Annotated in this window: 19 protein-coding genes; 10 read left to right on the top strand and 9 right to left on the bottom strand. The window is 60.4% G+C overall.

The genetic code is table 11. The annotated features are described in order from the left end of the window. The first annotated feature begins 5 nt into the window (after positions 1 to 5). Both K8U03_12665 and K8U03_12660 read left to right on the top strand, forming a co-directional pair. Positions 6 to 2,081 (top strand): alpha/beta fold hydrolase, encoded by a 2,076-nt coding sequence (locus tag K8U03_12665; protein MCE9605739.1) that lies wholly within the window; start codon positions 6 to 8, stop codon positions 2,079 to 2,081. A gap of 145 nt (positions 2,082 to 2,226) precedes the next feature. Continuing rightward, a complete protein-coding gene (locus K8U03_12660; GenBank protein MCE9605738.1) occupies positions 2,227 to 3,036 on the top strand; it encodes a class I SAM-dependent methyltransferase in 810 nt (269 codons plus the stop codon). A 7-nt stretch (positions 3,037 to 3,043) separates the two neighbouring features. Here the strand turns inward: K8U03_12660 and K8U03_12655 are convergent, their stop codons facing one another. Next, positions 3,044 to 3,577: a TraR/DksA family transcriptional regulator gene (locus K8U03_12655; protein MCE9605737.1), complete on the bottom strand. Its 534-nt coding sequence runs from the start codon at positions 3,575 to 3,577 to the stop codon at positions 3,044 to 3,046. Between the two features lie 279 nt (positions 3,578 to 3,856). Here K8U03_12655 and aroE point away from each other — a divergent pair, with 279 nt between their 5' ends. Beyond that, complete coding sequence (gene aroE, locus K8U03_12650; GenBank protein ID MCE9605736.1) at positions 3,857 to 4,711, top strand: shikimate dehydrogenase; 855 nt, start codon at positions 3,857 to 3,859, stop codon at positions 4,709 to 4,711. A 79-nt stretch (positions 4,712 to 4,790) separates the two neighbouring features. Here the strand turns inward: aroE and K8U03_12645 are convergent, their stop codons facing one another. Beyond that, on the bottom strand, positions 4,791 to 5,789 hold the full coding sequence (locus tag K8U03_12645) for an agmatine deiminase family protein (GenBank protein ID MCE9605735.1): 999 nt from the start codon (positions 5,787 to 5,789) through the stop codon (positions 4,791 to 4,793). 109 nt (positions 5,790 to 5,898) lie between these two features. Next, a complete protein-coding gene (locus K8U03_12640) occupies positions 5,899 to 6,732 on the bottom strand; it encodes a carbon-nitrogen hydrolase (protein ID MCE9605734.1) in 834 nt (277 codons plus the stop codon). 181 nt (positions 6,733 to 6,913) lie between these two features. Here K8U03_12640 and bioD point away from each other — a divergent pair, with 181 nt between their 5' ends. Further along, positions 6,914 to 7,675, top strand: a complete 762-nt coding sequence (gene bioD / locus K8U03_12635; protein MCE9605733.1) for a dethiobiotin synthase — start codon at positions 6,914 to 6,916, stop codon at positions 7,673 to 7,675. Between the two features lie 151 nt (positions 7,676 to 7,826). Here the strand turns inward: bioD and K8U03_12630 are convergent, their stop codons facing one another. From K8U03_12630 to K8U03_12620, 3 genes are all read right to left on the bottom strand, one after another. Continuing rightward, positions 7,827 to 10,010, bottom strand: a complete 2,184-nt coding sequence (locus tag K8U03_12630; GenBank protein ID MCE9605732.1) for a DUF1926 domain-containing protein — start codon at positions 10,008 to 10,010, stop codon at positions 7,827 to 7,829. 272 nt (positions 10,011 to 10,282) lie between these two features. Beyond that, entirely contained in the window at positions 10,283 to 11,329 is a 1,047-nt protein-coding gene (galT, locus tag K8U03_12625) for a galactose-1-phosphate uridylyltransferase (GenBank protein ID MCE9605731.1), read from the bottom strand. A 55-nt stretch (positions 11,330 to 11,384) separates the two neighbouring features. Next, a complete protein-coding gene (locus K8U03_12620; protein ID MCE9605730.1) occupies positions 11,385 to 12,575 on the bottom strand; it encodes a pyridoxal phosphate-dependent aminotransferase in 1,191 nt (396 codons plus the stop codon). Between the two features lie 669 nt (positions 12,576 to 13,244). Here K8U03_12620 and K8U03_12615 point away from each other — a divergent pair. Beyond that, on the top strand, positions 13,245 to 14,255 hold the full coding sequence (locus K8U03_12615) for a fatty acid desaturase (GenBank protein ID MCE9605729.1): 1,011 nt from the start codon (positions 13,245 to 13,247) through the stop codon (positions 14,253 to 14,255). On the opposite strand, the gene K8U03_12610 is transcribed toward K8U03_12615, so the two are convergent. After that, positions 14,256 to 17,000, bottom strand: a complete 2,745-nt coding sequence (locus K8U03_12610) for a hypothetical protein (GenBank protein ID MCE9605728.1) — start codon at positions 16,998 to 17,000, stop codon at positions 14,256 to 14,258. Between the two features lie 293 nt (positions 17,001 to 17,293). Between K8U03_12610 and K8U03_12605 the strand changes: the two genes are divergently transcribed. After that, positions 17,294 to 17,578: a transcriptional regulator gene (locus K8U03_12605; protein MCE9605727.1), complete on the top strand. Its 285-nt coding sequence runs from the start codon at positions 17,294 to 17,296 to the stop codon at positions 17,576 to 17,578. Between the two features lie 96 nt (positions 17,579 to 17,674). On the opposite strand, the gene K8U03_12600 is transcribed toward K8U03_12605, so the two are convergent. Then, positions 17,675 to 18,505 (bottom strand): uracil-DNA glycosylase, encoded by an 831-nt coding sequence (locus K8U03_12600; protein ID MCE9605726.1) that lies wholly within the window; start codon positions 18,503 to 18,505, stop codon positions 17,675 to 17,677. A gap of 312 nt (positions 18,506 to 18,817) precedes the next feature. Here K8U03_12600 and der point away from each other — a divergent pair, with 312 nt between their 5' ends. From der to K8U03_12580, 4 genes are all read left to right on the top strand, one after another. Beyond that, positions 18,818 to 20,335: a ribosome biogenesis GTPase Der gene (der, locus tag K8U03_12595; protein ID MCE9605725.1), complete on the top strand. Its 1,518-nt coding sequence runs from the start codon at positions 18,818 to 18,820 to the stop codon at positions 20,333 to 20,335. A gap of 56 nt (positions 20,336 to 20,391) precedes the next feature. After that, complete coding sequence (gene ald, locus K8U03_12590; protein ID MCE9605724.1) at positions 20,392 to 21,501, top strand: alanine dehydrogenase; 1,110 nt, start codon at positions 20,392 to 20,394, stop codon at positions 21,499 to 21,501. 820 nt (positions 21,502 to 22,321) lie between these two features. Beyond that, the gene (locus tag K8U03_12585) at positions 22,322 to 23,713 is read left to right on the top strand and encodes a DUF1501 domain-containing protein (GenBank protein MCE9605723.1); all 1,392 of its coding nucleotides are present in this window, start codon (positions 22,322 to 22,324) and stop codon (positions 23,711 to 23,713) included. A 161-nt stretch (positions 23,714 to 23,874) separates the two neighbouring features. Next, positions 23,875 to 24,966: a DUF1570 domain-containing protein gene (locus K8U03_12580; protein ID MCE9605722.1), complete on the top strand. Its 1,092-nt coding sequence runs from the start codon at positions 23,875 to 23,877 to the stop codon at positions 24,964 to 24,966. Between the two features lie 15 nt (positions 24,967 to 24,981). Here the strand turns inward: K8U03_12580 and K8U03_12575 are convergent, their stop codons facing one another. Further along, positions 24,982 to 26,760, bottom strand: coding sequence for a glycosyltransferase family 39 protein (locus tag K8U03_12575; protein ID MCE9605721.1), 1,779 nt, complete (start codon positions 26,758 to 26,760; stop codon positions 24,982 to 24,984). Positions 26,761 to 26,900 lie beyond the last annotated feature (140 nt).

Raw genomic sequence — 26,900 nt, 5'->3', positions numbered from 1 at the left:
CTTCGATGCTCCGACATCGTTTCATTAACACCGCCATCGTCGTCTTGTTCAGGGTCTTCGCCGTTGCGCAAGCCTGCGTATCGAACCAACTCGCGGCCCAGGCCCCGCCATCGAACGGAGCGAAACCGGCGCACCAGCGCCTCGATTACTATCTCGACGCCAACGGTGCCGAACAGCCGGTTAAAACTCCAGCCGATTGGGAGCGGCGACGCGTGCAGATCCTCGCCGGAATGGAAGCCGTGATGGGTCCGTTGCCGGCCGAAGTACACACGAAGCGACCGCTCGATGTTCAAGTGCTTGCGACAACCGATCAAGCCGGCATTCCGCGGCAAACGATCTCCTTCGCTGCTCGCAACGGCGAACGTGTTACCGCTTATCTCTACATACCCAAAGACATTCAGCCGGGCGAACGCCGCGCGGCGATCTTAGCCTTGCATCCGACGGGCGAGATCGGCAAAGCGATCGTCGCGGGTGATGGGAAAGCAAACCGTGAATACGGCTTCGAGCTCGCCAAGCGCGGCTACATCGTGATCGCACCCGACTATGTTTCGTTCGGCGATCAAAAGGCGCACGACTTTGCGAAAGACGACTACGTCAGCGGCACGATGAAAGGGATCGTCGACCACATGCGCTCGGTCGATCTGCTGCAATCGCGAGCCGATGTCGATCCCGAACGAATCGGCGTGATCGGGCACTCTCTCGGCGGCCACAACGCGCTGTTCGTCGCGGCGTTCGACCGGCGCATCAAGGCGATCGTCTCCAGTTGCGGCTGGTGTCCGTTCCACGACTACTACGAAGGCAAGAAGCTGGCGAATTGGGCGCAGCAGCGCTACATGCCGTTCGTGGTGGAAAAGTACAACGCTGCTCCCGACGCGATGCCGTTCGATTTCTACGAACTTGCCGCAGCGATGGCGCCGCGGCCGTTCTACTCGAACGCGCCGCTACGCGATTCGAACTTCGATTATCGCGGCGTGAAGAAAGCCACGGTCGAAGCTCGCGCGATCTACGAGTTGCTCGGGTCACCGATGGCTTTGCAGTCCCGTTATCCCGATTGCGTTCATGATTTCCCGAATCCGCAACGGCGCGAAGCTTATACGTTCCTCGATGCCGCACTCGGGCACAAGCCGACGACCAGTATGCCGGTGCCGATCGCAGGAACGCGTACTCTCTTCAAGTTCACCAGCACTGCCGATAAGTCGGAGCAGCCGTGCTACATCACGATCCCTCCGGCGACGACGACGGATAAAGTGCCGCTGCTGGTTTCGCTGCATAGCTGGAGCGGTGATCTGGAGCAACTTGCGCCGGAGCTCGAATCCGAAGCTTTCGCCCGCGGTTGGATCACGATCGCTCCGAACTTTCGCGGCGTGAATCAAACGCCCGAGGCCTGCGCTTCCAAACTCGCGCAACAAGACATTCTCGACGCGGTCGAATGGGCCGCCTCGCATCACAACGTCGATCGAAACCGCATCTACCTCACCGGCCAATCGGGCGGCGGGCACATGACGATGCAAATGGTCGGTAACCATCCCGAGATTTGGGCAGCCGCCTCGGCCTGGGTCGGCATCGGCGACTTGGCCGCGTGGCATAAACTGCATGCCGACGACAAGTACGGCGCGATGTTGCGCAAATGTTGCGGCGGCGCCCCGGGCGATTCGACAGAGATCGACGCGGAATACCGGGCCCGTTCGCCGAACACAAAACTTGCGAACGGGCGTAACGTGCCGCTCGACATCGCCGCCGGCATCTACGACGGCCACGCGGGCTCGGTCCCTGTGCGACATTCGCTCGAAGCGTTCAACGTCGTGGCCCGCGCCAACCTGCAAGCTCCCCAGCGATCCGCTGCCGAAGCTGCGATGAAGCGCGAAGGCCCGATCGACGAGGCGACGATCGAGAATCTGAGCGCCGCACCTTGGCGACTGAACGCGCCGACCGTGACGGGCGAACAACTCGACTCGACTTACGATCGCACGATCTACTTCCGCCGCACATCCGACCTGTGCCGCGTGACGTTGTTCGAAGGAGGACACGAACGACTCGATGCCGCGGCAATTGCGTGGTTGGCGGCGCACGCCAAGAAGTAGCGTGGCGATTGATGGGAGATCGCGAAACCGCAAGCGAAGAACGACATTGCAGCGAGCTCTCGATGTTATTGCTTTCTTCTTCTTCTTCTGCTGCTTCTGAATTGACTGACCACCGACAACCGACCACTGACCACTTCCCCTCTCAATGTACGACCCGATTCAACAGCATAATCGCAACGCTTGGGATGCGCTCGTCCGCAAGCAACAAGTCTTTACACGGCCCGCTCCCGATGAGCAATTGCACGATCCGCTCGGCACGGTCGATAAGGCCGGTTGGCTCGGCGGCGATATCGCGGGCAAGCGTGTCCTGTGCCTTGCCGCCGGTGGGGGAAGCCAGAGCGTGCTCTATGCCGCCGCCGGCGCCGAGGTGACCGTAGTCGACATCAGTCCTGAGCAACTGGTGCTCGATCGACAAGTGGCGGCCGAGCGAGGATTGCAAGTGCGCACGGTCGAAGCCTCGATGGACGATCTCTCGGCGCTACGCGATGCCTCGTTCGACATCGTCATTCATCCGGTAAGCACTTGTTACGTTCCCGACGTGAAGCCGGTGTTTCAAGAGGCGGCACGCGTTACCGTTGCCGGAGGCTTGTACGTCAGCCAACATAAGACGCCGCAAAGTCTGCAAGCGGCGCAACGTCCGCGCGGGGGTAGTTATGAATTGCTGGAACCGTACTACCGCTCGGGCCCTCTGCCGCCGGTCGTCGGCAGCAAACTACGGGAAGAGGGAACGCTGGAGTTTCTGCATCGCTGGGAAGATCTCGTCGGCGGCATATGCCGGGCCGGGTTCGTCATTGAAGATCTACTAGAGCCGCTCCACGCCAAAGCGGATTCCGCGCCGGGAGAGTTCGGGCATCGGGCCGCGTTTATCGCTCCCTATGTACGGATCAAAGCGCGCCGAACGGGTGCCGTCGTGAACAACTCGGACTCACAAAAGTCGCGAGTTTGGATACCGTAAGGCTGCGTTACTTTGCCCGCTTGCGCGCCGGCGCATCGGCAAGTCCGCCTATCCCATTCTCAGCGGCAAACGTATCGGCTTCGGCGTCCGCGGTAGCTTCGGCAACGTCGGCATTCGCAGCCGCGATTCGTTGCGACTTGCTCTTGCGCTTCGAGCGGCCTGCGGGCGAAGCCATCGTATCAGTCGAACTTCGCGGGCGACCGACGTTTAAGTTCGGGCTCATATCCGGGCTAGCTGACGCGCAGCTAATGCAAAGCCGGACATAGGGAATCGCTTCCAGTCGTTCTTGGCCGATCTCTACCGCGCACTCTTCGCAGTGCCCGAACGTGCCGTCGTCGATGCGCAGCAGCGCGAGGTTCGATTCTTCGCTGAGGAACTGTTCGTTTTCGAGCAACGTGGCGTTCATCTCATGCAGGAACTCGTCGGTGCCGGAATCTCCCATGTGCAGCGGCGCGTTGCTCAATTGTCCGCCGGCTTGGCCGCCGCTCCCTCCCATCACCTGGCCGATCACCGCCTCGACGTCGGGTCGAACACGCGCCATGATTTGCTGAAGTTGAAGGCGATATTTCGTTAGCTCGCGCGTATCCATTACTGTGTACTCCCCCTCGAAGGATGATATCGGCGGGCGGCTTCCACCACCCGCTCATTCTCGAACCGGCTCGGGATAGTGCAAGATTCGCGCCGCCTCGATCGATTCCCCGCCGGAGAGTTTCGCGCCGGCTCTCGGCTTGCTAAAGTCCTCGCGGCGGTGGAAGATACGTTCACGCGTGCGCTTCGCCGCACACCTGCTTACCGATAAGGCTTTCGCTTCGGAAAGGTCCTGCTTGTGCCGCTCGACGAATTGCAGCAGATCGTGTGTTGTTTCGGTCAGCCCGTCGCGGGAAATCCTACGCAGTACATGATGGAGAAGGCGTTCGTTCAAGCGAACCTCGATTGGCGCTACCTAACCTTGGAAGTTCCGCCGGAAGGGCTCGTCGACGCCGTGCGCGGCCTGCGAGCGATGGGCTTTCGCGGCGGCAACCTCACCATCCCGCACAAAGTCGCCGTGATCCCGTTGCTCGATCGGCTGACGCCGGCCGCGGCGATGATGGGAGCGGTGAACTGCCTGATTCGAGCAGGAAACGAACTGGTCGGCGAAAACACCGACGGCAAAGGTTTCGTTCAATCGCTGCGCGAATTGCTCGACCCGACGGGGAAGAAAATCGTGTTGCTCGGCGCAGGGGGAGCGGCGCGGGCCGTCGGCATCGAGACCGCCTTAGCCGGTGCCGCACAGTTCACGGTCGTGAATCGTAACGTCGAACGTGGCGAAACACTCGCCAAACTGATTCAGGAAAAGACGAACGTCCCCACGACGTTCACGCCGTGGCCAGGAGACTATGCCGTTCCCGCCGATACCGAAGTGCTGATCAATTGCACGTCGATCGGCTTGAACGATCCGAGCGGGCGCGTGCCGGTGGATTTTTCAACCGTGCCGACCACGTGCGTCGTGGCCGATGTCGTGTTCAACCCGGCCGAAACGCAATTTCTGCGGGCCGCGAAAGCGCGCGGATGCCGGGCTCTCGACGGACTCGGAATGCTCGTCAATCAAGGAGCGATCGCGTTCAAGCAGTGGACCGGAGTCGAACCGGACACCACGGTCATGCGCGATGCCGTGGAAGAATATCTCGAAGCGTAAGAAAAGTAGGAAGTAAGAAGACAAAACCGCGAACATGATTCGTTCGCTTGTTTTGCCTTTTGACTTATTCGTTTTTACTTTACTCTTGCTTCGGTTGTTGCTGCGTAATGCAGTGAAAGGCGCCCAAGCCCCAAACCAACTCGACGGCTCGCTGCCCGACGATCTTGCGATCGGGGAACAGCTTCGTCAGCGTCGCAAGGACGATCGCATCGGCAGGGCAATCGAATTGCGCCGCGACGACGACTCCGTTGGCGATATAGAAGTTGCAGTAGCTCGCCGGAAGCCGTTGGTCTTCGCAGAACAGCGCCTTCGGCATCGGCAGAGGGACGACCTCTAGCCCCCTCCCCTGCTCGTCTTTCGCGAGCTTCAAGCGACGAAGGTTATCTTGGAGCGGCGCGTAGTTTTCATCGGCCGGATCGTCTTCGACGACGCAGACCACGGTGCGTGGACCGACGAAACGCGCCAATTCGTCGATGTGCCCGTCGGTATCATCGCCGACGATCCCTTCGCCTAGCCAGACGACGTTCGGGGCGTTGCAATAGTCGAGCAGATATCGCTCCATGTCGGCGCGGTCGAGCGTCGGGTTGCGGTTCTCGTTCAACAGGCATTGCTCGGTCGTGAGCACGGTGCCCGCCCCGTTGAAATCGACCGCGCCTCCTTCGAGGATGATGCCCGGCTCGAACCGTTGATATTTTAAGGTCTCGTTGATCCGTCGCGGCACGACATCGTCATTGTCGAACGGCGGGTACTTGCCGCCCCAGGCGTTGTATCCCCAATCGACCATCACCGGCTTGCTGCCGGCCGGGCCGACGAGGAACATCGGACCATGATCGCGCATCCACGCATCGTTGGTCGGAATGTCGTGCAACGTGACGTTCGGGATGTGCCCGACGAGCCGCCGCGCTTCCGCCATGATCTCTTCGCCGCCGGCGCAGATATGGACTTGTTCATGCGCGGCGAGCGTCGTTGCCAACTCGGCCCAGATGGCCGGGACCGGCTCGAAATGGCCGGGCCAACTGTTGCGGTTGCGCGGCCACGAGAGCCAGGTGGCGGCATGCGGTTCCCATTCGGCAGGCATGCGGTAGCCGAGCGAGCGGGGAGTCGGGTTCGAAGTGGTGGGAGTCAAAGTTCGTAGTTCACGGTTCGTGGTTCGTGGCGGGCTCCAAATCGGCGAGCGATCACGCCGGCTAGTCGATGAAGCGTTTCGTGATGTCGCCGTAAGCGTCGATGCGGCGATCGCGCAAAAACGGCCAATGCGTACGAGCCGTGTCGATGAGCGCGAGATCGCACTCGACGATCGGCGTTTCTTCTTTGCCGTGATCGGCCCGATGCAGCAAGTTGCCGTAGGGATCGGCGACGAATGAAGCGCCCCAAAATTCGATGGCCGCTTCCGTGCCGACCCGATTCACCGCGCACACGAAGACGCCGTTGGCGATCGCATGCGAACGCATCATCGTTTCCCACGCATTGTGCTGGCTCGCACCGTAGGTGGCTTTCTCCGGTGCCTGCCAGCCGATGGCCGTCGGATAGAAGAGAATCTGCGCGCCGGCCAATGCCGTGAGCCGCGCGGCTTCGGGATACCATTGGTCCCAACAGACGCAGACGCCGATCCGGCCATACTTCGTGTCGAACGCTTTGAAGCCGAGATCGCCGGGGGTGAAGTAAAACTTCTCGTAAAAGAGCGGATCATCCGGGATGTGCATCTTGCGATACATCCCGACCTGCGAGCCGTCGGCATCGAACACGACGGCCGTGTTGTGATATAAGCCGGCCGCGCGGCGCTCGAAGAACGAACCGACCACGACGACTTGGTGCTGCTTCGCCGCGGCGGCGATCGCTGTGGTCGCCGGGCCGGGAATCGGCTCCGCTTCACCGAAGCGGACGTGCTCTTCGCTCTGGCAAGGGTACTGCCCGGGGAAAAGTTCCTGCAGGCAGACGATCTGCGCACCGGCCGCGGCGGCCTCGCCGATCCGGGCCACGGCCTTCGCCACGTTCGGACCTTTTTCCGCCGTGCAACTCATCTGCACGAGGGCGACGTTTACTTTTTCTTCCAACGCTCGATTCACTCTCGGCAACCCTCGTTCGAGGAACGCGCCCTATGGCGCAATCGTAAATCCAAGACCCGAATCTTATGATACGGAGCGCGGCAAGCTTGGTTCGCGGCGCTTCGCACTACACGCCCGTGATGTTACCCTGAGGGCCATGAACCGCAAGCCGAACGAGCGACTATTCCCCCACCGAACCACCGGACTTTTCGTCACCGGAACCGATACGGGAGTCGGCAAGACACACGTGGCGGCGATGATCGCCAAAGCGCTGAGGGACGAGGGCCGCGACGTCGGCGTCTACAAGCCGGTCACGAGCGGTTGCACGCGCGACGCTCACGGAAATCTCACAAGCGACGACGCTCAACTTCTCTGGGACGCCGCCGGCCGGCCGGGGGAACTCGATCGGGTTTGCCCGCAGAAGTTCGCCGCGCCGCTGGCGCCGAACGTCGCGGCACGTGCCGAAGGGAAAAAAGTCGACGCCGAGAAGCTCCGCTGGGGGCTCGACTACTGGCGCGAGCGCTGCGACGTGGTCGTCGTCGAAGGGGCCGGCGGACTCTTCTCGCCGCTCACCGACGACGAATTGAACATCGATCTCGCAATCGATCTCGGCTTCCCGATCGTCGTGGTCGCGGCGAATCGACTGGGAGTAATCAACGCAACTTTGACACTCTGCACGGCGCTCCTGGGCTACAAACTCGACGGGGTCTTTCGGCGACCGACGGCCATCGTACTCAACGATGCGTTTCCCCACGACCCCGACGACCTCAGTCGCGAACACAACGGCAGCAATCTCAGATCGCTCAAGTATTTCAATAGCGTCTGCAACGTTCCTTGGTTTACCCAAGTGAGACGAAGTGCGAAAGACTTTTCACCGGCGATCGATTGGATGCTGCTCTCAAACTATAAGCAGAGCTGAAGACCCGCGCGGCGTTGCGTTCGCAGTTAGGTGATCGCCTAAGAACGAGTCGGCTTATTAGCCGGAACGCGTTAGCGTCCGGTTCCATGCGTTGCGCCCCGAAATCGATTCCCGCTCCCGACCGGGGGCTAACGCCCTCCGGCTCATCAGACTACGCCGTCGCCACGGCCGATGCCTTCTCCATCCGGCTTTCGGCTTGCGACGTGTCGATCGCGATTTGCATCGTGATCGACCAGCGGCCGGCGACGTCGCCGGTGATGATCCAATGCGGCATCACGACGGTCGATTGATGCACGAGCTCGAAGCCTCCTTCCGATTGCGACACCGTCTCGATCGGAAAAGTCCAGATGCGGCTGGCCTCCGAGAAGCGGAAGCCGACGTCGATCCCGAGATATTCATCGACGAGATTGATGGCGCGGCCCGACGCGAGATCGAGCTGCGAGCCGAGATGGCCGAGGCGCGTGTGCTTACCGTCGTGGAAATAGCGATCTTCGCAGTTCGCCGGCAGGCCTGCGATATTGAACTCGACGCCGAAATGAAACGCCCGATCTTGCGGCAAGCCTTCGATCAGGTACGCAATGTCGATCACGTTGCTGCCGGCTTCTAAGGTGAAACCCTTCGTGATCTTGAGCGGCACGCCCCAAGCGTTCCCTTCGCGGGTCAGGCGAGCTTGAATCCGATGCGGGTTGCGAAGCAATTTGGCTTCGTAACCGCCGTGGAGAAAGTCGCCCCGTTCCATCGCCTGATTCGACGACACGGCGGCGAGCGTCGCTTCGTTGTCGAAGAAGTGGTCTTGGAAGCCTTTGCGTTGATAGGAGTCGTAGCGAATGCGTTGATCCAAGTCGGGCTGCTTGAACACGACCCGATCGTGAATGCTCGAAATCGCACCGACGCCCGGGGCACCCGCTCCGGCCAGCACCTTGCGGTGATACGCTTCCGGACGGCGCGCGAGCGTCGAGAGGAGATTCAGGCAGATGCTCCGGACATCGAGTTCATACAGCTGCCCGCCTCGATGCGGCGAGATGAGCGCCGCGAGCTTGTCATTGGCGAGATAGATTTCTTGACGCGCATCGCAATTGAAGTCGCCGTGCATCGCTTCGATCCACGACTCGTTACGGTCGGCCGACTCGCCGATTCGGTTCAAGATGTTATCGGCGGCGATCAAGTGCGTGTAGATCGCGTTGCGCAAGTGCGGCAGATAGATGCCGCCGAATGCGCCGTGCCAATAGCTGCAATTGCATTGCCCACGATAGAGTTCCGTGCGCGCCTGCTCGATCAACTCCGGATCGTGTCCTTCGTCGAGAGCTTGTTGCAATTGCTGGCTGATCATCAGCATCCGCGAATACATCTCGTCGGTCTCAGGATACTTCACTTTGAAGTTGCGCCAGAAACCGCCGCGGAGAAACTGCTTCAACTGTGGGAAGCGAGGATCGTGCTCGAATTCGTGCGTGAGGTGTTCGTATTCCAACAGGCGTTCGGAAGGGAGAGCCCATTCGGTCATTTCTCGATAGCTGGCGTCGGGCAGATAGATCTTCCCGACCGGCGGCACGGCGTCGATCGCTTCGCCGAGCGTCGTCGTGTTGATCCAACCGGAGTTCGCCATCAGCGCGTCGAAGAAGTTGCGCAGCCAGCCATCGGTATAGACGTGGCGATAGGTGTCGGGCCAAGTACCGAATTTTTCACCGTCGTCGCCGAAAACGCAGACCGAATTCGGATGCTCGGCCGCGATGCCGCGCAAATAGTCGATCGTTTCATAGGGCTGCGCAAACGGGATCAGGTAGCGCAGCCGTTCGCTGCCGGGATACACGGCCAAGATTCGGCCGTCGTCTTCGGTCACATACGAGCCGTGGAGTTGGTGCTGTTGCAGGCCGGCGTTCTTGAAATGGAAGTCGTCGAGCACGGTGTACTCGATGCCCGCCTCGGCGATGTCGCTGACGAGCGACTGTTCCCAGACGCGTTCCGGCATCCACATGCCGCGTACCTTGCAGCCGAGCTTGCGTTGCAGCCAGTCGGTGTAAGTGCGAATCTGGCCGACCCGATCGCGCCGCGGGATCATCGGCAGAATGGCTTCGTAGAACGCGCCGCCGATGATTTCGATGCGCCCGGCGGCGGCCAGTTCGGCGAGGCGCTCCAAGTATTCGGGATGCTTAACGGCGAGCCATTCCATCAGGCAGCCGCTGGTGTGCAGCGACATCTTTAAGGTCGACGGATACTGCGCAAAGACATCGAGAAACGGCTTATAGCTGTCTTGATACGCCTGCTCGATCACGGCATCGAAGTTGCCGACCGGTTGGTGGTTGTGGAAAACCAACGCGAGACGAATCGGATTCGACATAACAAGCTTTCACAGCGTAAGGTCTGAGAGTCGTCGGAAGGGCGGCAAACCGATCCGGAGCAACTCGTGGGCCGAGATTTCGTAGGCGATCCGCAAACCGAAGTTTCGGACTGTCAAACTGCGCGTTCTGCGGCAACTTTGCCGCTACTGCATGTTTGCTCACCGAACCTTCGCATTTTCTTATCGACCGTAACTCGTGTAACGATTACTCCGCCTTGTGTTCCGAGCCGACCAAATCGATTGGAGGATGCATGCTGCACTGCCGGCAATGCTTAAATCAGCCGCTTCAATGTCGCCGCCGCTTCTTCCGGAGGTACGGGATTGATATGCACGCCCGTGGCCCATTCGAAGCCGGCTTGCTTCACCGCGCGGGGGATCACCTCGATATGCCAGTGATAGTGGTCGGCTTCGGAACTGTCAAACGGAGCCGAATGCAGGACGTAATTGTAGCCGGTCGAACCGCTGCCGACAGAGTCAAGGAGTTTTTCGACTCCTTTAAGCACCCGCAACAGGCCGGCTGCGGCGGCCGTTAGGAGCTGGTCGTCGGCGTCTTCGAAGCGCTGGGAATGTCGCCGCGGCAACAACCAGACCTCGTAAGGAAACCGACTCGCGTAAGGACAGATCGCCGTGAACTCGGCGGTCGTTTCTACGACACGAACGTCGGCCGTCGACTCTCGCTCGATGAGATCGCAGAAGATGCAGCTGCCGGTGCGCGAGAAGTATTCGCGGCTGCCCGTCAATTCATCGACGATCGCGCCGGGCACGAAATCGAGCGCCATCAACTGGCTGTGGAGATGCTCGATCGACGCTCCGGCGGCTTCTCCCACGTTCTTAAAGATTTGCACGTAGCGCAACCGGCCGGCGGCGCGGTGCGCTCGCATCCTGTCGCGATAGACGCGGAGCACATCGGCCAGTTGCGATTCGGTGAGCGAACCGGTTCGCAGAAGATGGTGCGGCGATTCGATAATGACTTCATGCCGGCCGATGGCGGGCTGCGAAGAGCAAAACCGATCGCTCTCGGCGGCAGCGATCGGCGGCGAATCATCCGCGGCTTCAAGATCCGCCGACGAAAGCCCGTTCAGCGCCGGGTACTTGTTCGGGATGACGCGAACTTGCCAACCGGGGTCGTTCGCCGACGTTCCGAGATTGCGAATCGCCGCGATCTCGCCCGGCGTCTCCGCTTCGTTCCTTTCGCAAAACGGGCAGTACGTCTCGCGCGACACGAGCGGCTTGTCGACGAACTCTTGCGGTCGACCGGCCCGCTCGGGTGCGATGATTACGGAACGACCGACGATCGGATCTCGACGAACTTCCGCCATCGCGGCCCCATACTTAGGACGACGTCTGACACCGGCTGCGCCGATGCGTACGACGTTATTTCAAGAAGTCGGCAATGGCGTCGAAGCCTTTTTCCAGCGTCTCGATGGCGGTTGCGAAGGAGATGCGGGCGTAACCTTCGGCCCCGAAGGCCGAGCCCATCACGGTCGCCACTCCCTTCTGCTCCAAGAGTTGCAAACACCAGTCGGCCGAGTTGTTGACCGCAACGTTTCCGTAGTTCCGACCGAGATACGCCTGAATGTTGATGAACGCGTAGAACGCGCCACCCATATTCGGGCACGAAAGCTTCGGGATCGCCGCGATTCGACCACGTACATATTCACGCCGCGCGGCGAAATGCACGAGCATCTCGTCGACGCACTCTTGCGGCCCGCTGACGGCCGCGAGCGCCGCATACTGGCTGATGCTCGATGGGTTCGAGGTCTCTTGGCTTTGTAGCGAGTCCATCGCCTTGGAGATCGCCAACGGGGCAAGAGTCCACCCGATGCGCCAACCGGTCATGGCGTAGGCTTTGCTTACACCGTTGATCGTGATCGTGCGATCGACCAGCCCCGGCCGAACGGTGGCGAAGCTGGCGAACTTATTGTCGCCGTAGATGAGCCGCTCGTAGATCTCATCGGAGATCACGACCAAGTCTTTTTCGATGACGACGTCGGCCAGCGCCGCCAGATCGGCCGGCGAATACATCGAACCGGTCGGGTTCGACGGCGAGCAAAGGAGCAGCACCTTCGTCTTAGGAGTGATGGCGGCGCGCAGCTTTTCGGGAGTGAGCTTGAAGTCGTTCGCTTCTTCCGTCGGCACGATCACCGGCTTCGCACCCGTGAGCTTCACGAGCTCGGCATAGCTCACCCAATAAGGGGCCGGAATGATGACTTCATCGCCGGGATTGCAAAGTACGGTAAAGGTGTTGTGCAGCGAGTGTTTCGCGCCGTTCGACACGACCACCTGCTGCGGTCCGTATTCCAAGCCGTGGCGTTCGCGATATTGCTTGGCTACCGCGGCCCGCAACTCCGGAATTCCACCTGAGTTGGTGTAGTGCGTGTGGCCGGCGGCGATCGCTTTTTCGGCGGCTTCGCAAATGTGCTTGGGGGTCGTGAAGTCGGGCTCGCCCACGCTGAAGTCGTACACCGTTTTGCCGGCCGCTTTCAACTCGCGGGCTTTGGCGGCCATCGCCAACGTCGCCGAGGGTTCCAGGGCTTGAACGAGCTTCGAGATGGTGGCTGCCATGGGACCGACGTCTCCGAACGATGCAAAAGCGGTTGAAACGGGAATAGGACGCAAGCTATCCAGAATCGCTGTTCGCCGGCCGTCGTCAAGGGGGCGGGGGAACGGTCGCGTTCCCATGTGTGCAAGAAAACCCATGTGTACAAGAAAACCCATGTGCGCACGAAAAAAGGCCGCGCACCCGTTTTACGGAGCACGCGGCCTTCGTTAATCAAACCTCCCGTCGACTGCGACGGTGGAGTCGCTGCGAGAAGACTGGGACCGGCTTATGCTAGGCACAAGCGAAATTTGGTCCGAATCCACGCTATTGGGTTGGCACCTCCGACGGAATACTGACGGAGAGGTTTGTCTCGAAATATCTTGTCAAAGTCCGGACACCGAAGTGTCCTTAGGTTATCGGCATAAAGGCCCCGGCGGAACGGCAAACTTCCGAAAAAACTTGCCGCCGCCGGGAAAGCTGCAACCCGATAACTAATTGTAACCTACGAATTGCGAAATGAATGGTTCGTCGAAGATTTTCCCGTTTGGCACCGACGGCGGTAAACACTCGCTACGAAAACCAGATCAGGCGAACCTGCATTCTTCCCCCCGAGGAAACACCGATAAATTGTCGCCGCGGCAGCGTTGTGCTACTGTGAGATGATCCCGCCAGGGCCTTAGGAGCGTGCGTGCGTGAGTTCCGTTTCATCGCCGTTAGATCTTCGCGAGCTTGTTAAGAAGTGGCACCGCAACGACGGCGGCAACCACATCGTGCATCCGTTGTCGACCTTCTCGCACATCGGCTGCATGATCGGCGCCGTTTACACTTGGAACGCCGGCCTGTGGCCCCTGACGATCGTCTTCTGGGCTCTCTGCGCACACATCGGCCACTCGAAGCTGATTGCCTTTCATGAAGCCTCGCACGGCACGCTGAACCCGCGCTGGCGCATCAATGAAGCGCAAGGCATTCTGCTCGGCACGACGATTCTCGTCCCGCTGAGCGTCTATCGTTTCGTGCATGGTCAGCACCACGCCTACATCGGCACCGAAAACGATCTCGAGCTGTGGCCGTTCGTTAATACGAACGTCTCGCGCTCGATGCGCATTCTTGCGGCGATCGGCGAGCTCGTCTTCGGGTTCTTCTACACGCCGATCACGTTTCTGCATGGGGTGTTGGTGGCGCGGCGCATTCCGCCGGCCCAACTGCGCCGCATCATTTGGGAATACGCATTGTGCTTCGTCACGTGGGGCATCGTGCTGACGACGATCAACCTCAATGGTTGGTGGGAAGGTTTTTTCGTTGGCTACTTCGTGCAGGCTTTGATCGCCGGCAACTTGCAATCGATCCGCAAATTCACCGAGCATGTCGGCCTCTTCGGCAGCACGATTTTGACGACCACGCGAACCGTCGTCGACGAGCATCCGGTCGGCGATGCGATCTCGGCCTCGATGCTGCGGATCGACTACCATGGCACCCACCATCGCTACGCGAAGGTGCCGTACTACTATTTGCCGGAAGCGACGCCGCACGTCTACGACGGTCAAACACCGCACGAACCGCTCTTTCCGACCTACTGGCACGCGGTGTGGGACATGTTCCGCTCGCTCGGCGATCCGCGCGTCGGGGCGCAGTGGACGCGACCGATCGGAACGCCGTCGCCGAAGATCGGCGTGAAGAAGAAAGACGCCGTGCCCGTTTCTTAGCTAGCGCGCGACCTCGATCATCACGTCGTCGACCAGGGCATCGCCGAAACCGGTTAGGGCCGCGGTGACGGAGAAGGTTCCGTCCAGCGGGACCATGCGGTAGTAAGTAAACTTTTGCCAGCCTTTCGTCATGGGGAAACGCTGGGCAGTCGCATCGCCGCCGATCGAGTCGAAGAAGAGTAAGCCGTCGCGGTTTCCCACGATCGTCTTCGGCACTTTCACCCAACCGCTGATCCGCAGCACTTGTCCCGCGCCGACATTCACCGCCGGAGATGTGAGCCAAACCGGCGCCGACTCGACCAGCGCACCGACGGTCGCCTCCGTGAGCGGATAAGCAGCGAGGCGCAGGCAATACTGGCCGGCGCTCGGTTGATCGCGCGGACGATCCGACAGTGAGAGATCGGCGGCCGCACGTACTCCTTCTTGCGGATGTTGCACGTGTCGCCAACCGGTCTGCAAGATCAGGTCCAAACTCTCGAACTCGCCGCCGGGAAGCACATTGCCCCATTCGCGAATCGAGCGCAACCGACCGAGCATTCGCCAATGTTCGGCTAAGGTAGCGAACGAGGAAGTGAACGGTGTCGCGGTCGGCGAACCGGCGGCGGCCACGGCATTTTGCCAATGCGCTCGCTCCAATAAAGCAAGCGGGCGGAGCACGCGGCGCGTCTCTAAATATCCGTCGCGTAAGCTCCCCTGTACCAAGTGGGCATCGGCGGATTGCAACGACTGCCGCGCCAACCGCAGCCACTCGGGAGCCTTCGGCACCGGGGGAGCGAGCGAGAAGAGTTCGCCCTGCAAACGTTCGGCCATTTGCAGCTTCGCTTCCGAAACTTCGCGCTGCAATTGCACGGCGCGGCGACCGACGAGATTCAACCGTCCGCCGACCGCGCCGACCACTTGCGGATCTTGTGTCAACAGAATAATCGACGTCAGGCTGAACTCGTCGAGCGTGATGCGGACTCCGCCGGTGACCCGTTGTCGCCGCAGCGGCCGCATGCCGCCGGGAGAAATCTCGAACACTTCCACGGTCTCCGGAACGCCCGGCACGACGAACGTGATGCCCGCTCCGGCCGATTGTCCAGGTACGAACTGCGCTGCGCTGCCGGTCCACATCGGCAAGAGCAAGTGCCCACGATCGATTTGCATCAGCGCGCCGGAAATGTCGGGCTCGCTCCCGGCGACGCGCGAGACGAAAACTCCCGACGAAGCCCACACGTCGATCAACTCGAGTTCAAGATTGATCAATTGCAACGATGCGGCTCGAATGCGCGACGCTTGATCGGTGCCGTTGAGCGGCGATTGCGAATCGAAATGCAAGCCGCGCGAGCCGGCCGAGAGCGCCTCGAATACCATGAGCCGAATCTGCTCGGCTTCGATGATCGGAGTCACCGGCGGCGAGCTCACCGCGAGCAACTGCGACTGTTGCATGATCTCCCGCACGGGCTGCGTCTGCACGACCGTCCAAAGCGGCGTGCCCGGCCGAGCCAAGCGCGAGCGCTCGCGCAGCCAGTTGCCGTATTCCGCGAGTTCGAAACTAGTGCCTAAAGGAAACCGTCGCGTCGAAACGATGTCGACCTGACGGCTCAGGGCCCGAAGATCCGCCGCCGCGTTGCATACCAAAGGGCGCGGTCGCGGCAGGTCGGAACGGCGCACATACTCGGCCCAACGCTTCAGCACGTCGAGCGAATCGGTCGTGAGGCCGTCTCCCAAGGTCCAGGCCAAGACCGGTGTGAACCAGGGTCCGAATTCAGCCTCGGATTCCGGCATCGCAGTGCCGTACGGATTCTGCAAGTCGGGCGGTTGCGGCGGTGGGCAAACGATCCAGAGCCCGAGCTTAGCCGCTTCTTCAAGCACTGCGCGCGAAGGGGTCGTTCGCATGCGCACGGTATTGAAACCCGTCTGCTGCAAAAACGACAGCGGCTCTCCTTGGTATTCGATCATGCGCGGAAAAAACTGCTTCCCTCGCACCAGCAGCGATTGCCCTTTCAGCTCCACTTGCGAGTTGCTCACTTCGGGAGCCGCGCCGGCATCGCTCGCCGAACGTCGACTTACGGAGGAAAATGCGGAGTTCGCCTCATCGGGTGGAATCGCAGGGTCGCCGAGCGGGCGGGCTTGCGCAGGATTCGTTACGCCGGTCACTTCGAGATCGTCGAGCCAAACGCGATGTCTACCTGCGCCGACGTAAACGTTGAGCAACAAGCGGTCGACGTAGGCTTGGCCCGTGTCGACCGGAAGACGCAGCTGCGCGCGAAGCACGCGCGCTTGCTGTTCCACTTGTCGGCCGAGGTCGGTAACGGTGAGTCGTTCCCACTCGCCCGGCTTGCCGTAGCTGGTGCCGGCGATCAACGCCGTCACCGGCTGCTGCGAGCGAGGCTCCAATGTGCGCGGGAACACGACGCGTGCCAGAACCTGAATGCCCGGCCGTTCGCTACGGAGCCAAACGCCGGCCGTGAGTTCATCGATGACCGGCGCACGCCCGACGTCGTAGCTGAGATAGATCGCGGTGCCGTCGCCGCTTTGGATCTGCCACAGCTCGCAGCCTCGCCCGGAGTGCGGCTCGTCGCCGACGCGCCGACGCTGTTCGACTTGATAGCGGGCATCGCCGCCGACGTCGCGCCATGTCGGCTCGATGGATTCGAAGTCGTCGCGCAGCGCACCGCGAGCGGCGGTCGTGAAGACCATCGCCGAGACGCACAGTGCCCAACCGAGAAGTCGGCCGGTGTAACGATTCGCCTCTTGCCGCATGCGGGTTCGGATCCATCCTCCCCGAAACAATGAAACCGCGCCCGATGTTGCACTCCGGCAACATCGCGACGCGCGCAGTTCTCTCGACGTAAAGCGATCTTGTATCAGGCTTTGCGAGTTGCCGACAGATCAAGCGTCGCCGTTATGCAACAGGGACGCCTTTCCGCACACGTCGGCATTTCAGACCGCAAGTGATTGCAGGGGCGTTGGTTACGATTTCTAATCGATCGTCGTCGCCCGTGCCGGCATGGTCTCTGCATTAAGTCCGACTCACCAACCAAGGAGACACCTAGATGAACGAGTCGACTCGCGTGATCAAGCCCACCACCGAAGAATTGCCGGCCGATCTGATGGACCTCATGAAGGTGGTAGGTGAACTACCTGCCGAATATCGCAACCGTGTCGAGCCGCTGCTCGGTCGCGTAGCCGAGAGCACGAAGCGTCGCCGCCGGATCATGAACCTCGTTCAAGACGCCCTCTCGCAGTTGCGTCTCGACATGAAGTATCTGCTGTTCGATCTCGAAGCAACCCGCCGCGAACGAGACGGCTACAAGCAACAGTTGGAAGGGGAAGTTTAAGAAAGGTTAAAAGGCAAAAGTCAAAATGCAAAACTGAAGACGGATTCCGTCAGCGAAATTGAATCTTCGACGTTTTGCATTTTGCATTCTGACTTTTTACTTTCCTAGCTCCACTCCCATCTCGCGCATCAGCGTCTTCATGTCCGCCCAGACTTCCTTCTTGGCGTCCGGGTTGCGCAGCAGGTAGGCGGGATGGTAGGTACACATGACCCGAATGCCGCGATACTCCTGAAATTTGCCCCGTAGCTTGCTGATCGAGACTTCGGTTTGCAAGAGAGTCTTCGCGGCGGTCGAACCGAGGCAGCAGAGAAACTCCGGCCGGATGATATCGAGCTGGCCGTCGAGATATTCCCGACAGTTAGCGACTTCGTTCGGATTCGGCGGGCGGTTATTCGGCGGGCGGCACTTGAGCACGTTGAGAATATAGATATCTTCGCGACGGAGCGTGCAGGCCTCGATGATCTTCGTGAGCAACTGCCCTGCTCTGCCGACGAACGGTTCGCCTTGCTTGTCCTCGTCGGCTCCCGGCGCTTCGCCGAGGAAGCATAGCTTCGTCAGCGGATTACCGACCCCGAAGACGGTCTGAGTCCGCGTCGAGCAAAGCTCTTCGCAACGGACGCAGCCCGCGACTTTGTTGCGAATGATATCGAGGGCCGCCTCACGTTGCGGGCGGGTCTTCAATAACGGCGCCGGTGCGGCAGCCGCAGCAGTCGACTTCGCCGCCGTGGCCGGTCTCGCTGCCGTGCTTGGCTTCACCGCTTCCGGTTTGGCTGTGGCGGCAACCTGTTTTCGGCTCGCCGGCTCGGCATCGTTAGCTTGAGCAGCCGCCTCGCCGGACAGCGCTTTGCGCCCTCGTTTTACATTCGTCACTCCGGCCCGTTTCAGACTTTCCAGTCGTTGACGTGCGATCCGTCGTGCATCGGCCATCGGGACGATCTCCACCGGCGCGAGGGATTACGCCGGAATTTCTTGAGAGACAGGGACAAGGGATTGGGTGACAAACGGTCGCTAAGTCGGAGAAGTATACGGCATCGGTCGGTCGATTGACCAGAACGCGAATCGCTCCTGGTTCGCCGACGCCTTACGAAGTAGAATAGGAAACCTCTATCGATGCTCGCCCCGGGGCCTCTTCCCGTGAGGGACTGCGTCTCGCGAGGGACTGCGTCTTTTTTCGAACTCGACTAGGAGCGTGCTGCAAAGCGTCGCTCACTCTCTTTCTTTCAAATCAACGGCATTCGTATGGGCGTTCCCCAGGTAGTCATCGTCGGTCGGCCGAACGTCGGCAAAAGCAGCCTCTTCAATTGGCTCGTTCATAAGCGCATCGCGATCGTCGACGACCGGGCCGGCGTAACGCGCGACCGAATTACCTTCTTATTGCAGGAGAACGATCGCTACTTCGAGATGGTCGATACCGGCGGGATGGGGATCGACGACGAAGATAATCTCACCGAACACATCGAGTCGCAAATCGAAGCGGCGATCGATTCGGCCGCCGTGATCTTGTTCGTCGTCGACACGCGCGACGGCCTGACGCCGCTCGACCAAGAAGTCGCTCGCCGCTTGCGCACCGCCACGGCTCCGGTGATTCTCGTCGCCAACAAGACCGACGCGATGACGCTGGAAAACCTGACCGGCGAGTTTCATGAACTCCACTATCAGCCGGTCGTGCCGACGAGCGTGCATCAAAATCGGGGTCGTGAAGAGCTGCTGGAAGCGATCGTCGCTTTACTGCCGGCCGACACGGGCGAAGCACCGCCGGCCGACGCAACGATGAAGATCGCGATCGTCGGTCGCCGCAACGTCGGCAAGAGCACGTTCGTCAATACGCTGGCGCAGGCCGAGCGGATGATCGTCAGCGAAGTGCCGGGCACGACGCGCGACAGCGTCGATGTGCGGTTCGAGCTCGACGGCAAGCCGTTCATCGCCATCGACACGCCCGGCCTGAAACGGGGCAAAGCGATTGCGAACGACATGGAGTACTACAGCTTCCATCGCGCCCAGCGCAGCATCCGCCGAGCCGACGTCGTGCTGATCTTCTACGATTGCGCCGACCCGATCAGCAAGGTCGATAAACAACTTGCCGATTACGTCAGCGAGAACTACAAGCCGTGCGTCTTCGTCGTCAACAAGTGGGATCTCTATGCCGGTAAGGTGACGACCGACGAATGGGTCACGTACTTGCACGATACGTTCCGCTCGATGAAATACGTGCCGATCGCGTTCATCACCGGCCAAACCGGCAAGAACATGAAGGCGCTGCTGAACCATTCGCAGATGCTCTTCAAACAGTCGACGGGGCGCATCGGAACCGGCGAGTTGAATCGGCTTCTCCGTTGGGCGCTCGCGAAGAATGCGCCGGCCGTGTATCAGAATCGCCGGCCGAAGATCTTCTATGCCACGCAAGTCGGCATTCAGCCGCCGACGATCGTGTTGTTCTGCAGCGAGCCGGCGGCGATTACGGCCGACTATAAGCGTTATCTGCTCACCGCGTTTCGCGACCATCTCCCCTTCTCCGAAGTGCCGATCAAGCTCTATCTCCGCGCATCGCATGGCGACCCCAAACGGGACGCGGCGCGGGGTGGACGCGCGGCGGAACGGCCCGACATCGGCGTGCAGGAAAAGGAAGCGGGCACTCCTTTCGACGACGAAGAAGACGGCTTCGACGAAAAAGACTTGATGGAAGCCGATGCCGCCAGTCGCGGCGAAGCAGGCACGTTCGACGCCGAATGGACGGGACTCGACGCAGACGAAGAATAAACCGACTAGGCACCCGACTTCGCGCCCACGACTTTCACGACGAAAAGGAGTTCCCTGTGATTATCGGCGTCCCGAAAGAGATCAAACGCGATGAGTATCGCGTGGCGATGCTTCCCGTCGGCGTGGAAGAATTGACCCGCGCCGGACATCGAGTGTTGTTCGAGAAGGGAGCCGGAGTCGGTTCGGGAATCCCCGACGAGCAATACGAGGCACATGGCGCGCAGCTCGTCGCAGGGCCCGACGAACTGTTTGCCGAAGCCGAGATGATCGTGAAGGTTAAGGAGCCGTTGGCCGATGAATGGCCCCGACTTCGGCCGGGACAGGTTCTTTTTACTTATCTGCATTTCGCCGCTGACCGCAAGCTGACCGAAGCGGTGCTTGCTTCCGGTTGCACGGCCGTGGCGTATGAAACTTTGCGCGACGACCAAGGCCGGCTGCCGCTGTTGACGCCGATGAGCGAAGTCGCCGGGCGCATGAGCATCCAAGAAGGTGCGAAATACCTCGAGCGACCGCAAATGGGGCGCGGCATCTTGCTCGGCGGAGTGCCGGGCGTGGCACCGGCGAACATCGCGGTGCTCGGCGGCGGGATCGTCGGTGCGAATGCCGCGAAGGTGGCGGCGGGGTTCGGAGCCAACGTCGGGCTGCTCGACGTGAATATGGACCGCCTCCGCTATCTCGACGACGTTATGCCGGCAAACGTCAATTGCCTATTCAGCGATCGCCATACGATCCGCGAGCAATTGCGCAACGCCGACCTTGTGATCGGTGCGGTACTCATTCCCGGGGCGAAAGCGCCGCGGCTCATCGAAGTCGAAGACTTGAAATTGATGAAGCCGGGAAGCGTGATCATCGACGTCGCGATCGATCAAGGAGGCTGCGTGGCGACAAGCCGCCCGACGACGCATAGCGAACCGGTTTACGTCGTCGACCAAGTGCTGCACTACTGCGTGACGAACATGCCCGGCGCAGTCGGCCGGACGAGCACCTATGCCCTCTGCAACGTCACGCTTCCTTGGGTGTTGCGGATCGCCGAGCGGGGGATCGTCGGCGCGGCCCAGGCCTTCAAGCCGGTCGCTCGGGCGATCAACGTCCATGCCGGCATGATCACCTATCGGGCCGTCGCCGAAACGTTCGGCCTGCCGTTCGACCCCCGATTCGAAGTTTGACCGAGGCCTAGCTAGCTCGAATACCTCCTACCTCCCTCTGGGCTTACGCTCCTTTCATTGCGGGCGAGCCGGCGACAAGGCTTCCACGCCCCTCGTCGATATTCATGCGCACTTCTAAAAGTGCCGGCGGCTCCTAAGTGTCGCCGCTCGCCGCTTGAGCGAGCGATTTTTCTCACCGCTGCGGGGATGGCCTTTTGCCGACCTCTCCGTATATCTCGACCTCGGCTGAAGCGGCAGGGCTTCGGAGTTCCGGCATGCTCGGCATCGATTCCGAATCCTTTAAGCCGTAACAAGTTCGGAAATACTTCGCTTCTTAGCGGAGGTCTTATGGGCAAGGCTGCTCGATAAATACCAGCTGCTTACAAGATGTTTCCGGCGGAATGTCCCGCCCTATCCAATTCCGATCGGAAATCCAAGAAATATTCTTCGCCCGCCGTTTCATAGGGAATACTTTATTTGTTGGTCCGCCATAGTTTTGCTAGCTACAATAAAACTGTGAAGCAAGGACCTCAAAAACCGATCTAAGTCTAATAGCAGTCGATGCTTTTCAAAGATAACCCGAATTGATTATCACAATCGTAATTTTCTGCCTAACAGTGCTCTAGTTTGACACTTTTCGCACAGCTCGCCATCAGCACTCACTTTTCCTTAGTTCTCTGTCTATCGCACCCATCCCTATCCACCATTCAGCAAGATAACTCGACCGGGACTGAGGTTTTCTCATTCCGAGACTTTCTTTACCTTCCCGCTCCCTCAACGACCCGCCTCATGAACTGCTCCCACCTGCTTGCGATCGATGTTCCCGTGATGGAGATGTGCCATGCTCACACTATTCGACTCCCGCAAGGATCGAAACCATAAGCTCTGCGATGGTCTTTCGCGACGCAACTTTCTCGCGATCGGCGCTCTCGGTCTAGGTGCCGGTGCCCTAACCCTATCGGACCTGTTTCGGGCCGAGGCTCGAGCCGTGACCATCGAAGGCCCGAAGCTTCCTATGAAGCGTGGTCTCGGGCACAAGGCCGTGATCAACATCTTCCTCTGCGGTGGGCCGCCGCACCAAGACCTTTGGGATATCAAGACCCAAGCCCCCTCTGAGATTCGCGGCGAGTTCCGCCCGATCGATACCCGAGTTCCCGGCTTGCAGATCGGGGAATGCTTCCCGAACATCGCCGGCATGATGGACAAGTTCGCCGTGATCCGGTCGATCGTGGGTGCCAAAGGGCCTCACGATGCCGAACAATGTCTAACCGGCTGGCCCAAGGATTCGCTCTCGTTCCTGGGAGGCCGCCCGAGCCTCGGCTCGGCGCTGGCAAAGCTGCGAGGCCCTGTGGATCCGTCCGTGCCGGCATTCGTCGGGCTAGCGGAAACCGCCGGCCATCAGGCGTGGTCCGACAGCGGTCGCCCCGGCTTCCTCGGCCCATCGTATAAGGCCTTCAAGCCCGATGGCCCCGGCATGCAGGATATGAAGCTCGGTTCGATATCGCTCGACCGGCTGTCGAATCGGCGTGAATTGTTGAGCAAGTTCGACAAGATGCGATCAATCGTCGACACGAACGGAACGATGGACGCGGTCGACGAATATAGCCGGCGCGCGTTCGATGTCTTGACGTCGAGCAAACTCGTCGAGGCGTTGGACCTGACGAAAGAAGAGCCGCGGATCTTAGAGCGCTACGGTTCCGGACTGCCATATCAACACCGATACGACGGGGCACCGACCTGCAACGACCATCTGCTCATGGCCCGTCGGCTCGTCGAGGCCGGTGTTCGCTGCGTTACGCTGAGCTACGGTCGTTGGGATGCTCACAGCGACAACGGAGCGGTCGTTCGCGACCACGGCGGCAAGCTCGATCAATGCCTCACCGCTTTGGTGCAGGATCTTGATGAGCGCGGCATTCTCGACGACGTCACGATCGTCGCCTGGGGAGAGTTCGGAAGAAGCCCGCGAATCAACGACAAGGGAGGCCGCGACCATTGGCCGGCGGTTAGTTGTGCGATCTTGGCCGGCGGCGGCATGCGAACTGGGCAAGCGATCGGCAGCACGAATCGCCTCGGCGAAGCCGTGGAAGATCGTCCCGTCCACTTTCAGGAAGTGATGGCGACACTCTATCACAACGTCGGCATCGATGTGAGCAAGACCACGATCGTCGACCCGGCAGGCCGGCCGCAATATCTGCTCGAACACCAGCAGCCGATTCACGAGTTGATCGGATAAGTCGCCGGTGAAATCGAAGCGAGGGAGTTTCCACGAGAATTCCTTGTGCGAATCCGCACATCCGTTACATCCGGATCCAGCGCACTCCCGGTCGTGTGGGGTGACGTAGAGTTTCGTCGGACGCCTTGATGACGATTCTCTTTCCGTGCCCGACGGTTCTTATGTCGCGACATTTTGCGCTCGCTACGATGCTCATCGCCGTCGCTTGCGGCTTCCATTCTCTCGGAGAAAATGCCGACGCGGTCGAGCCTGCCCGCTGGACGTTGTCGATGAAGGTCGACGGACGATTTCTCGAAGGAACGCCTCTCTCCTGGGACGAGAGCAATGTCTTTCTGCTGTCGCGCGAAGGGCGCCTACACGACTTCAAGCCGGCCGCCGCGAAAGAATCGCGTAAGTCGTCGGCGACGTTTCAAGGCTACTCGGCCGCTGAAATGCGCGAACGGCTCTCCAAGGAACTCGGCCGGGGATTCGAAGTCACGCACACGGGCCACTACCTCGTCGCCCATCCGCGCGGCCAAAAGAAAGACTGGGCTCCGCGCTTCGAAGAAATGTATCGCCAGTTCGTGCATTACTTCACGGTTCGCGGTTTCGCGCTTCAAGAGCCGGAGTTTCCGTTGGTCGCCATTATCTGGCCGACGCAGCAAGACTTTCAGCGTTACGCTGCCTCGGAAGGTTCCTCAATGGGCCCGGGATACCTCGGCTACTATTCCGCGCGGTCGAATCGGGTGACGCTCTACGACCAGCAGAGCGGCGGTGGCGATTCCGCCGCCAACATCGACACGGTCATTCACGAAGTCACGCATCAGACGGCTTACAACACGGGCGTGCATCGCCGCTTCGCCGAAACCCCGCGCTGGCTCGTCGAAGGGCTCGGCACGATGTTCGAGCCGCAAGGAGTATGGAACGCGAGGAAGTTCCCGAAACTCGACGACCGCATCAACCGCGGCAGGCTCGGCGAATTCAAAAGCCGTCGCTCGGCCCGACCGGCGGGCCTCATCGCGGAATTGATTTCGACCGATCGCATGTTCGAGAGCGACACATCGACGGCGTACTGCGAAGCGTGGGCGTTTTCGTTCTATCTCGGCGAAAAGATGTCGAGGAAATACGCCGAATATCTCGCCCTGACCGCAAAGCGACCGATCTTTCAACACTATCCGGCCAGCGAACGGATGAAAGACTTCACTTCGATTTTCGGCAGCGACCTGAAGCTGATCGAGTCGCAATACCTGCGCTTCATGGACGAGCTCAAGTAGCTCGGGAGCCCCGGTTCATCTCACCGTAGCGCCGTTCGGTCGAGCTGCGGCCGGGCGCGAATCCGCAGCGAGGCCCATGCGCAGCAGCACCAGCCGATCCCGATCGCTGGTGAAGTGCGCGCTGCGAGTGCCGGAATCGAGCACTTCGACCTGGTGCGATAATTTACTCAGATGCTCGACGTAGTCGCGCGAGGTAACGACATACACGGCGCTCGGCGAGACGGCCGTATCGGAAGCTGTGTCGGAAACTTTTTCGGAAGCAAGTGCGGCTTCTTCCGGCGTGAACTTCTCTATTACATCCCAACGTCGTTGCGGCCGATCGATGTAGAACGGAATCTGTACTTCGGGAAGTTTCACCAAGTGTACAACGGTCCCCGGGGGCACGAAGTTCGAAGTACGCCGCCCCAGTTCGGCCAGCGGACGAAATGAGTCGTGCGTCGGCATGATCCACGTTTGCACGGCGACAGACGCGATCCAAAGCGTCGCGAAAGTCGCGACCAGTTGCAGGTTGACTCGGCGCCGTCGCTCGAAGCAAAGCGCCGCCGTGCCGCCGAGCGTGATCATGGTTACGATAACCGCCAGCGCGTGAGCATCGGTCGGTCGTTTCCATTCTAAGAATGCGACGATGGCCGAGCCTGTCGCCAAAGCGGCTCCGATGAACCCAGGCAATAGCCGACTGGTTTCGATTCTTCGTCGTTGCAGATACTCGTGGAGCCCGACTGCCGCCGCGACGACGAGCGGCGGCAAGAGAGGGATCGCGTAATGCTTCGCCTTAAAGGTGCTCCAACTCAACAACACCATGCCCGACACGAACCAGCAGACGCCGAATAGCCAAAACGACTCTCGCGTTTTCGAATTGCGAAGTCGCGACGCGAGGACCGGCCCAGCAAACGGAATCCACGGCATCAGCAAGAACGGAATCAAGTAGAAATAAGCGAACCAAGGTTCGCGACTCCCCATGTCGCCACCGAAGCGATGGAAATGATTGCTGACGAACGCATCGACGATGGTCGGCTGTTCCCGATACGCGGCGACGAGCCAGGGAATCGTCAGCAGCGCCGCGACGACGATGCCGAAGGGATCGAAGAGGAACTTCCAGGCCTTGCGGTCGCGCGAGAGAACGCAAAATGCGAGGCAGCCGAGCCCGATGAAAGCCGGCCCGAACAACCATTTCACCATGAACGATGCGGCCAGCGCGACCGAGAACGCGACCGGCAACCAGCGTGATTCGATTCGTCTTCGCGGACTAGCGACGTTGCCGAGCGCGAAGAAATACATCGCCGCGGTGACGGTGAAACAGAGCAACGTGTCGGCCTCGGCAAGTCGCGCGAACGTCAGCGTCTGCACCGTCGTCAACTCGATCAAGGCGGCGAGCAAGCCGATGCGCCGGCCGAACCAACGTGCGGCCATCATCCCGATCAAGATCGCGGTCCCGACTCCGAACAAGACCGACGGAAGCCGTACGACCCATTCGGCGTCGCTGCCGAAGATTTTCATCGACAGCGCGATCGACCAGGCGGTTAGCGGAGTTCGATCGAAAAACGGTTCTCCGGCGATCGTCGGCACGATCCAGCGGCCGGTGCGGAGCATCTCTTTCGCCGGTTGTGCGAAGACCGTCTCGTGAAACGTCAGGACGCGCACGCTGCCCAGATTGATCAGCAGCATGGAGAGCCCGAACGACGCGATCAAAACGAAATCGCGTAGCGATAGTCGGAAGTTATTTTGCGACTTGTCGGCAAGAGTCGCCTCGGGACGATCGCCGCAGTCGCCGGCGTCTTGTTTTCCGAAATCCATGGGCGGCATCCTAGCCTGCGAATCGTTCTCAACCCTGAGGATCGGCCGCAAAAGACTTGGCCGAGCGGTTCTTCGATCGCCTGAGGAGAGACTCTCACTCTCCGCTCAAAACCGCGAAGTGGAGAATATAGCTCGACCTG

Source organism: Planctomycetia bacterium, from assembly GCA_021413845.1.
Classification (GTDB): Bacteria; Planctomycetota; Planctomycetia; order Pirellulales; family PNKZ01; genus PNKZ01.
The sequence above is the reverse complement of the archived record's forward strand: the minus strand, read 5'-3'. Positions and strand labels throughout refer to the sequence as shown.

Excerpts from the sequence above, each read along its gene's own strand:
- K8U03_12585 (MCE9605723.1), top strand. The coding sequence starts at position 22,322 with ATGCTCACACTATTCGACTCCCGCAAGGATCGAAACCATAAGCTCTGC.
- K8U03_12600 (MCE9605726.1), bottom strand. The coding sequence starts at position 18,505 with ATGGCCGATGCACGACGGATCGCACGTCAACGACTGGAAAGTCTGAAA.
- K8U03_12630 (MCE9605732.1), bottom strand. The coding sequence starts at position 10,010 with ATGTCGAATCCGATTCGTCTCGCGTTGGTTTTCCACAACCACCAACCG.
- bioD (MCE9605733.1), top strand. The coding sequence starts at position 6,914 with ATGAACCGCAAGCCGAACGAGCGACTATTCCCCCACCGAACCACCGGA.
- K8U03_12610 (MCE9605728.1), bottom strand. The coding sequence starts at position 17,000 with ATGCGGCAAGAGGCGAATCGTTACACCGGCCGACTTCTCGGTTGGGCA.
- K8U03_12665 (MCE9605739.1), top strand. The coding sequence starts at position 6 with ATGCTCCGACATCGTTTCATTAACACCGCCATCGTCGTCTTGTTCAGG.
- K8U03_12655 (MCE9605737.1), bottom strand. The coding sequence starts at position 3,577 with ATGGCGCGTGTTCGACCCGACGTCGAGGCGGTGATCGGCCAGGTGATG.
- K8U03_12605 (MCE9605727.1), top strand. The coding sequence starts at position 17,294 with ATGAACGAGTCGACTCGCGTGATCAAGCCCACCACCGAAGAATTGCCG.
- K8U03_12620 (MCE9605730.1), bottom strand. The coding sequence starts at position 12,575 with ATGGCAGCCACCATCTCGAAGCTCGTTCAAGCCCTGGAACCCTCGGCG.
- galT (MCE9605731.1), bottom strand. The coding sequence starts at position 11,329 with ATGGCGGAAGTTCGTCGAGATCCGATCGTCGGTCGTTCCGTAATCATC.
- K8U03_12580 (MCE9605722.1), top strand. The coding sequence starts at position 23,875 with ATGTCGCGACATTTTGCGCTCGCTACGATGCTCATCGCCGTCGCTTGC.
- der (MCE9605725.1), top strand. The coding sequence starts at position 18,818 with ATGGGCGTTCCCCAGGTAGTCATCGTCGGTCGGCCGAACGTCGGCAAA.
- K8U03_12575 (MCE9605721.1), bottom strand. The coding sequence starts at position 26,760 with ATGGATTTCGGAAAACAAGACGCCGGCGACTGCGGCGATCGTCCCGAG.
- K8U03_12660 (MCE9605738.1), top strand. The coding sequence starts at position 2,227 with ATGTACGACCCGATTCAACAGCATAATCGCAACGCTTGGGATGCGCTC.
- K8U03_12640 (MCE9605734.1), bottom strand. The coding sequence starts at position 6,732 with ATGAGTTGCACGGCGGAAAAAGGTCCGAACGTGGCGAAGGCCGTGGCC.
- K8U03_12645 (MCE9605735.1), bottom strand. The coding sequence starts at position 5,789 with ATGCCTGCCGAATGGGAACCGCATGCCGCCACCTGGCTCTCGTGGCCG.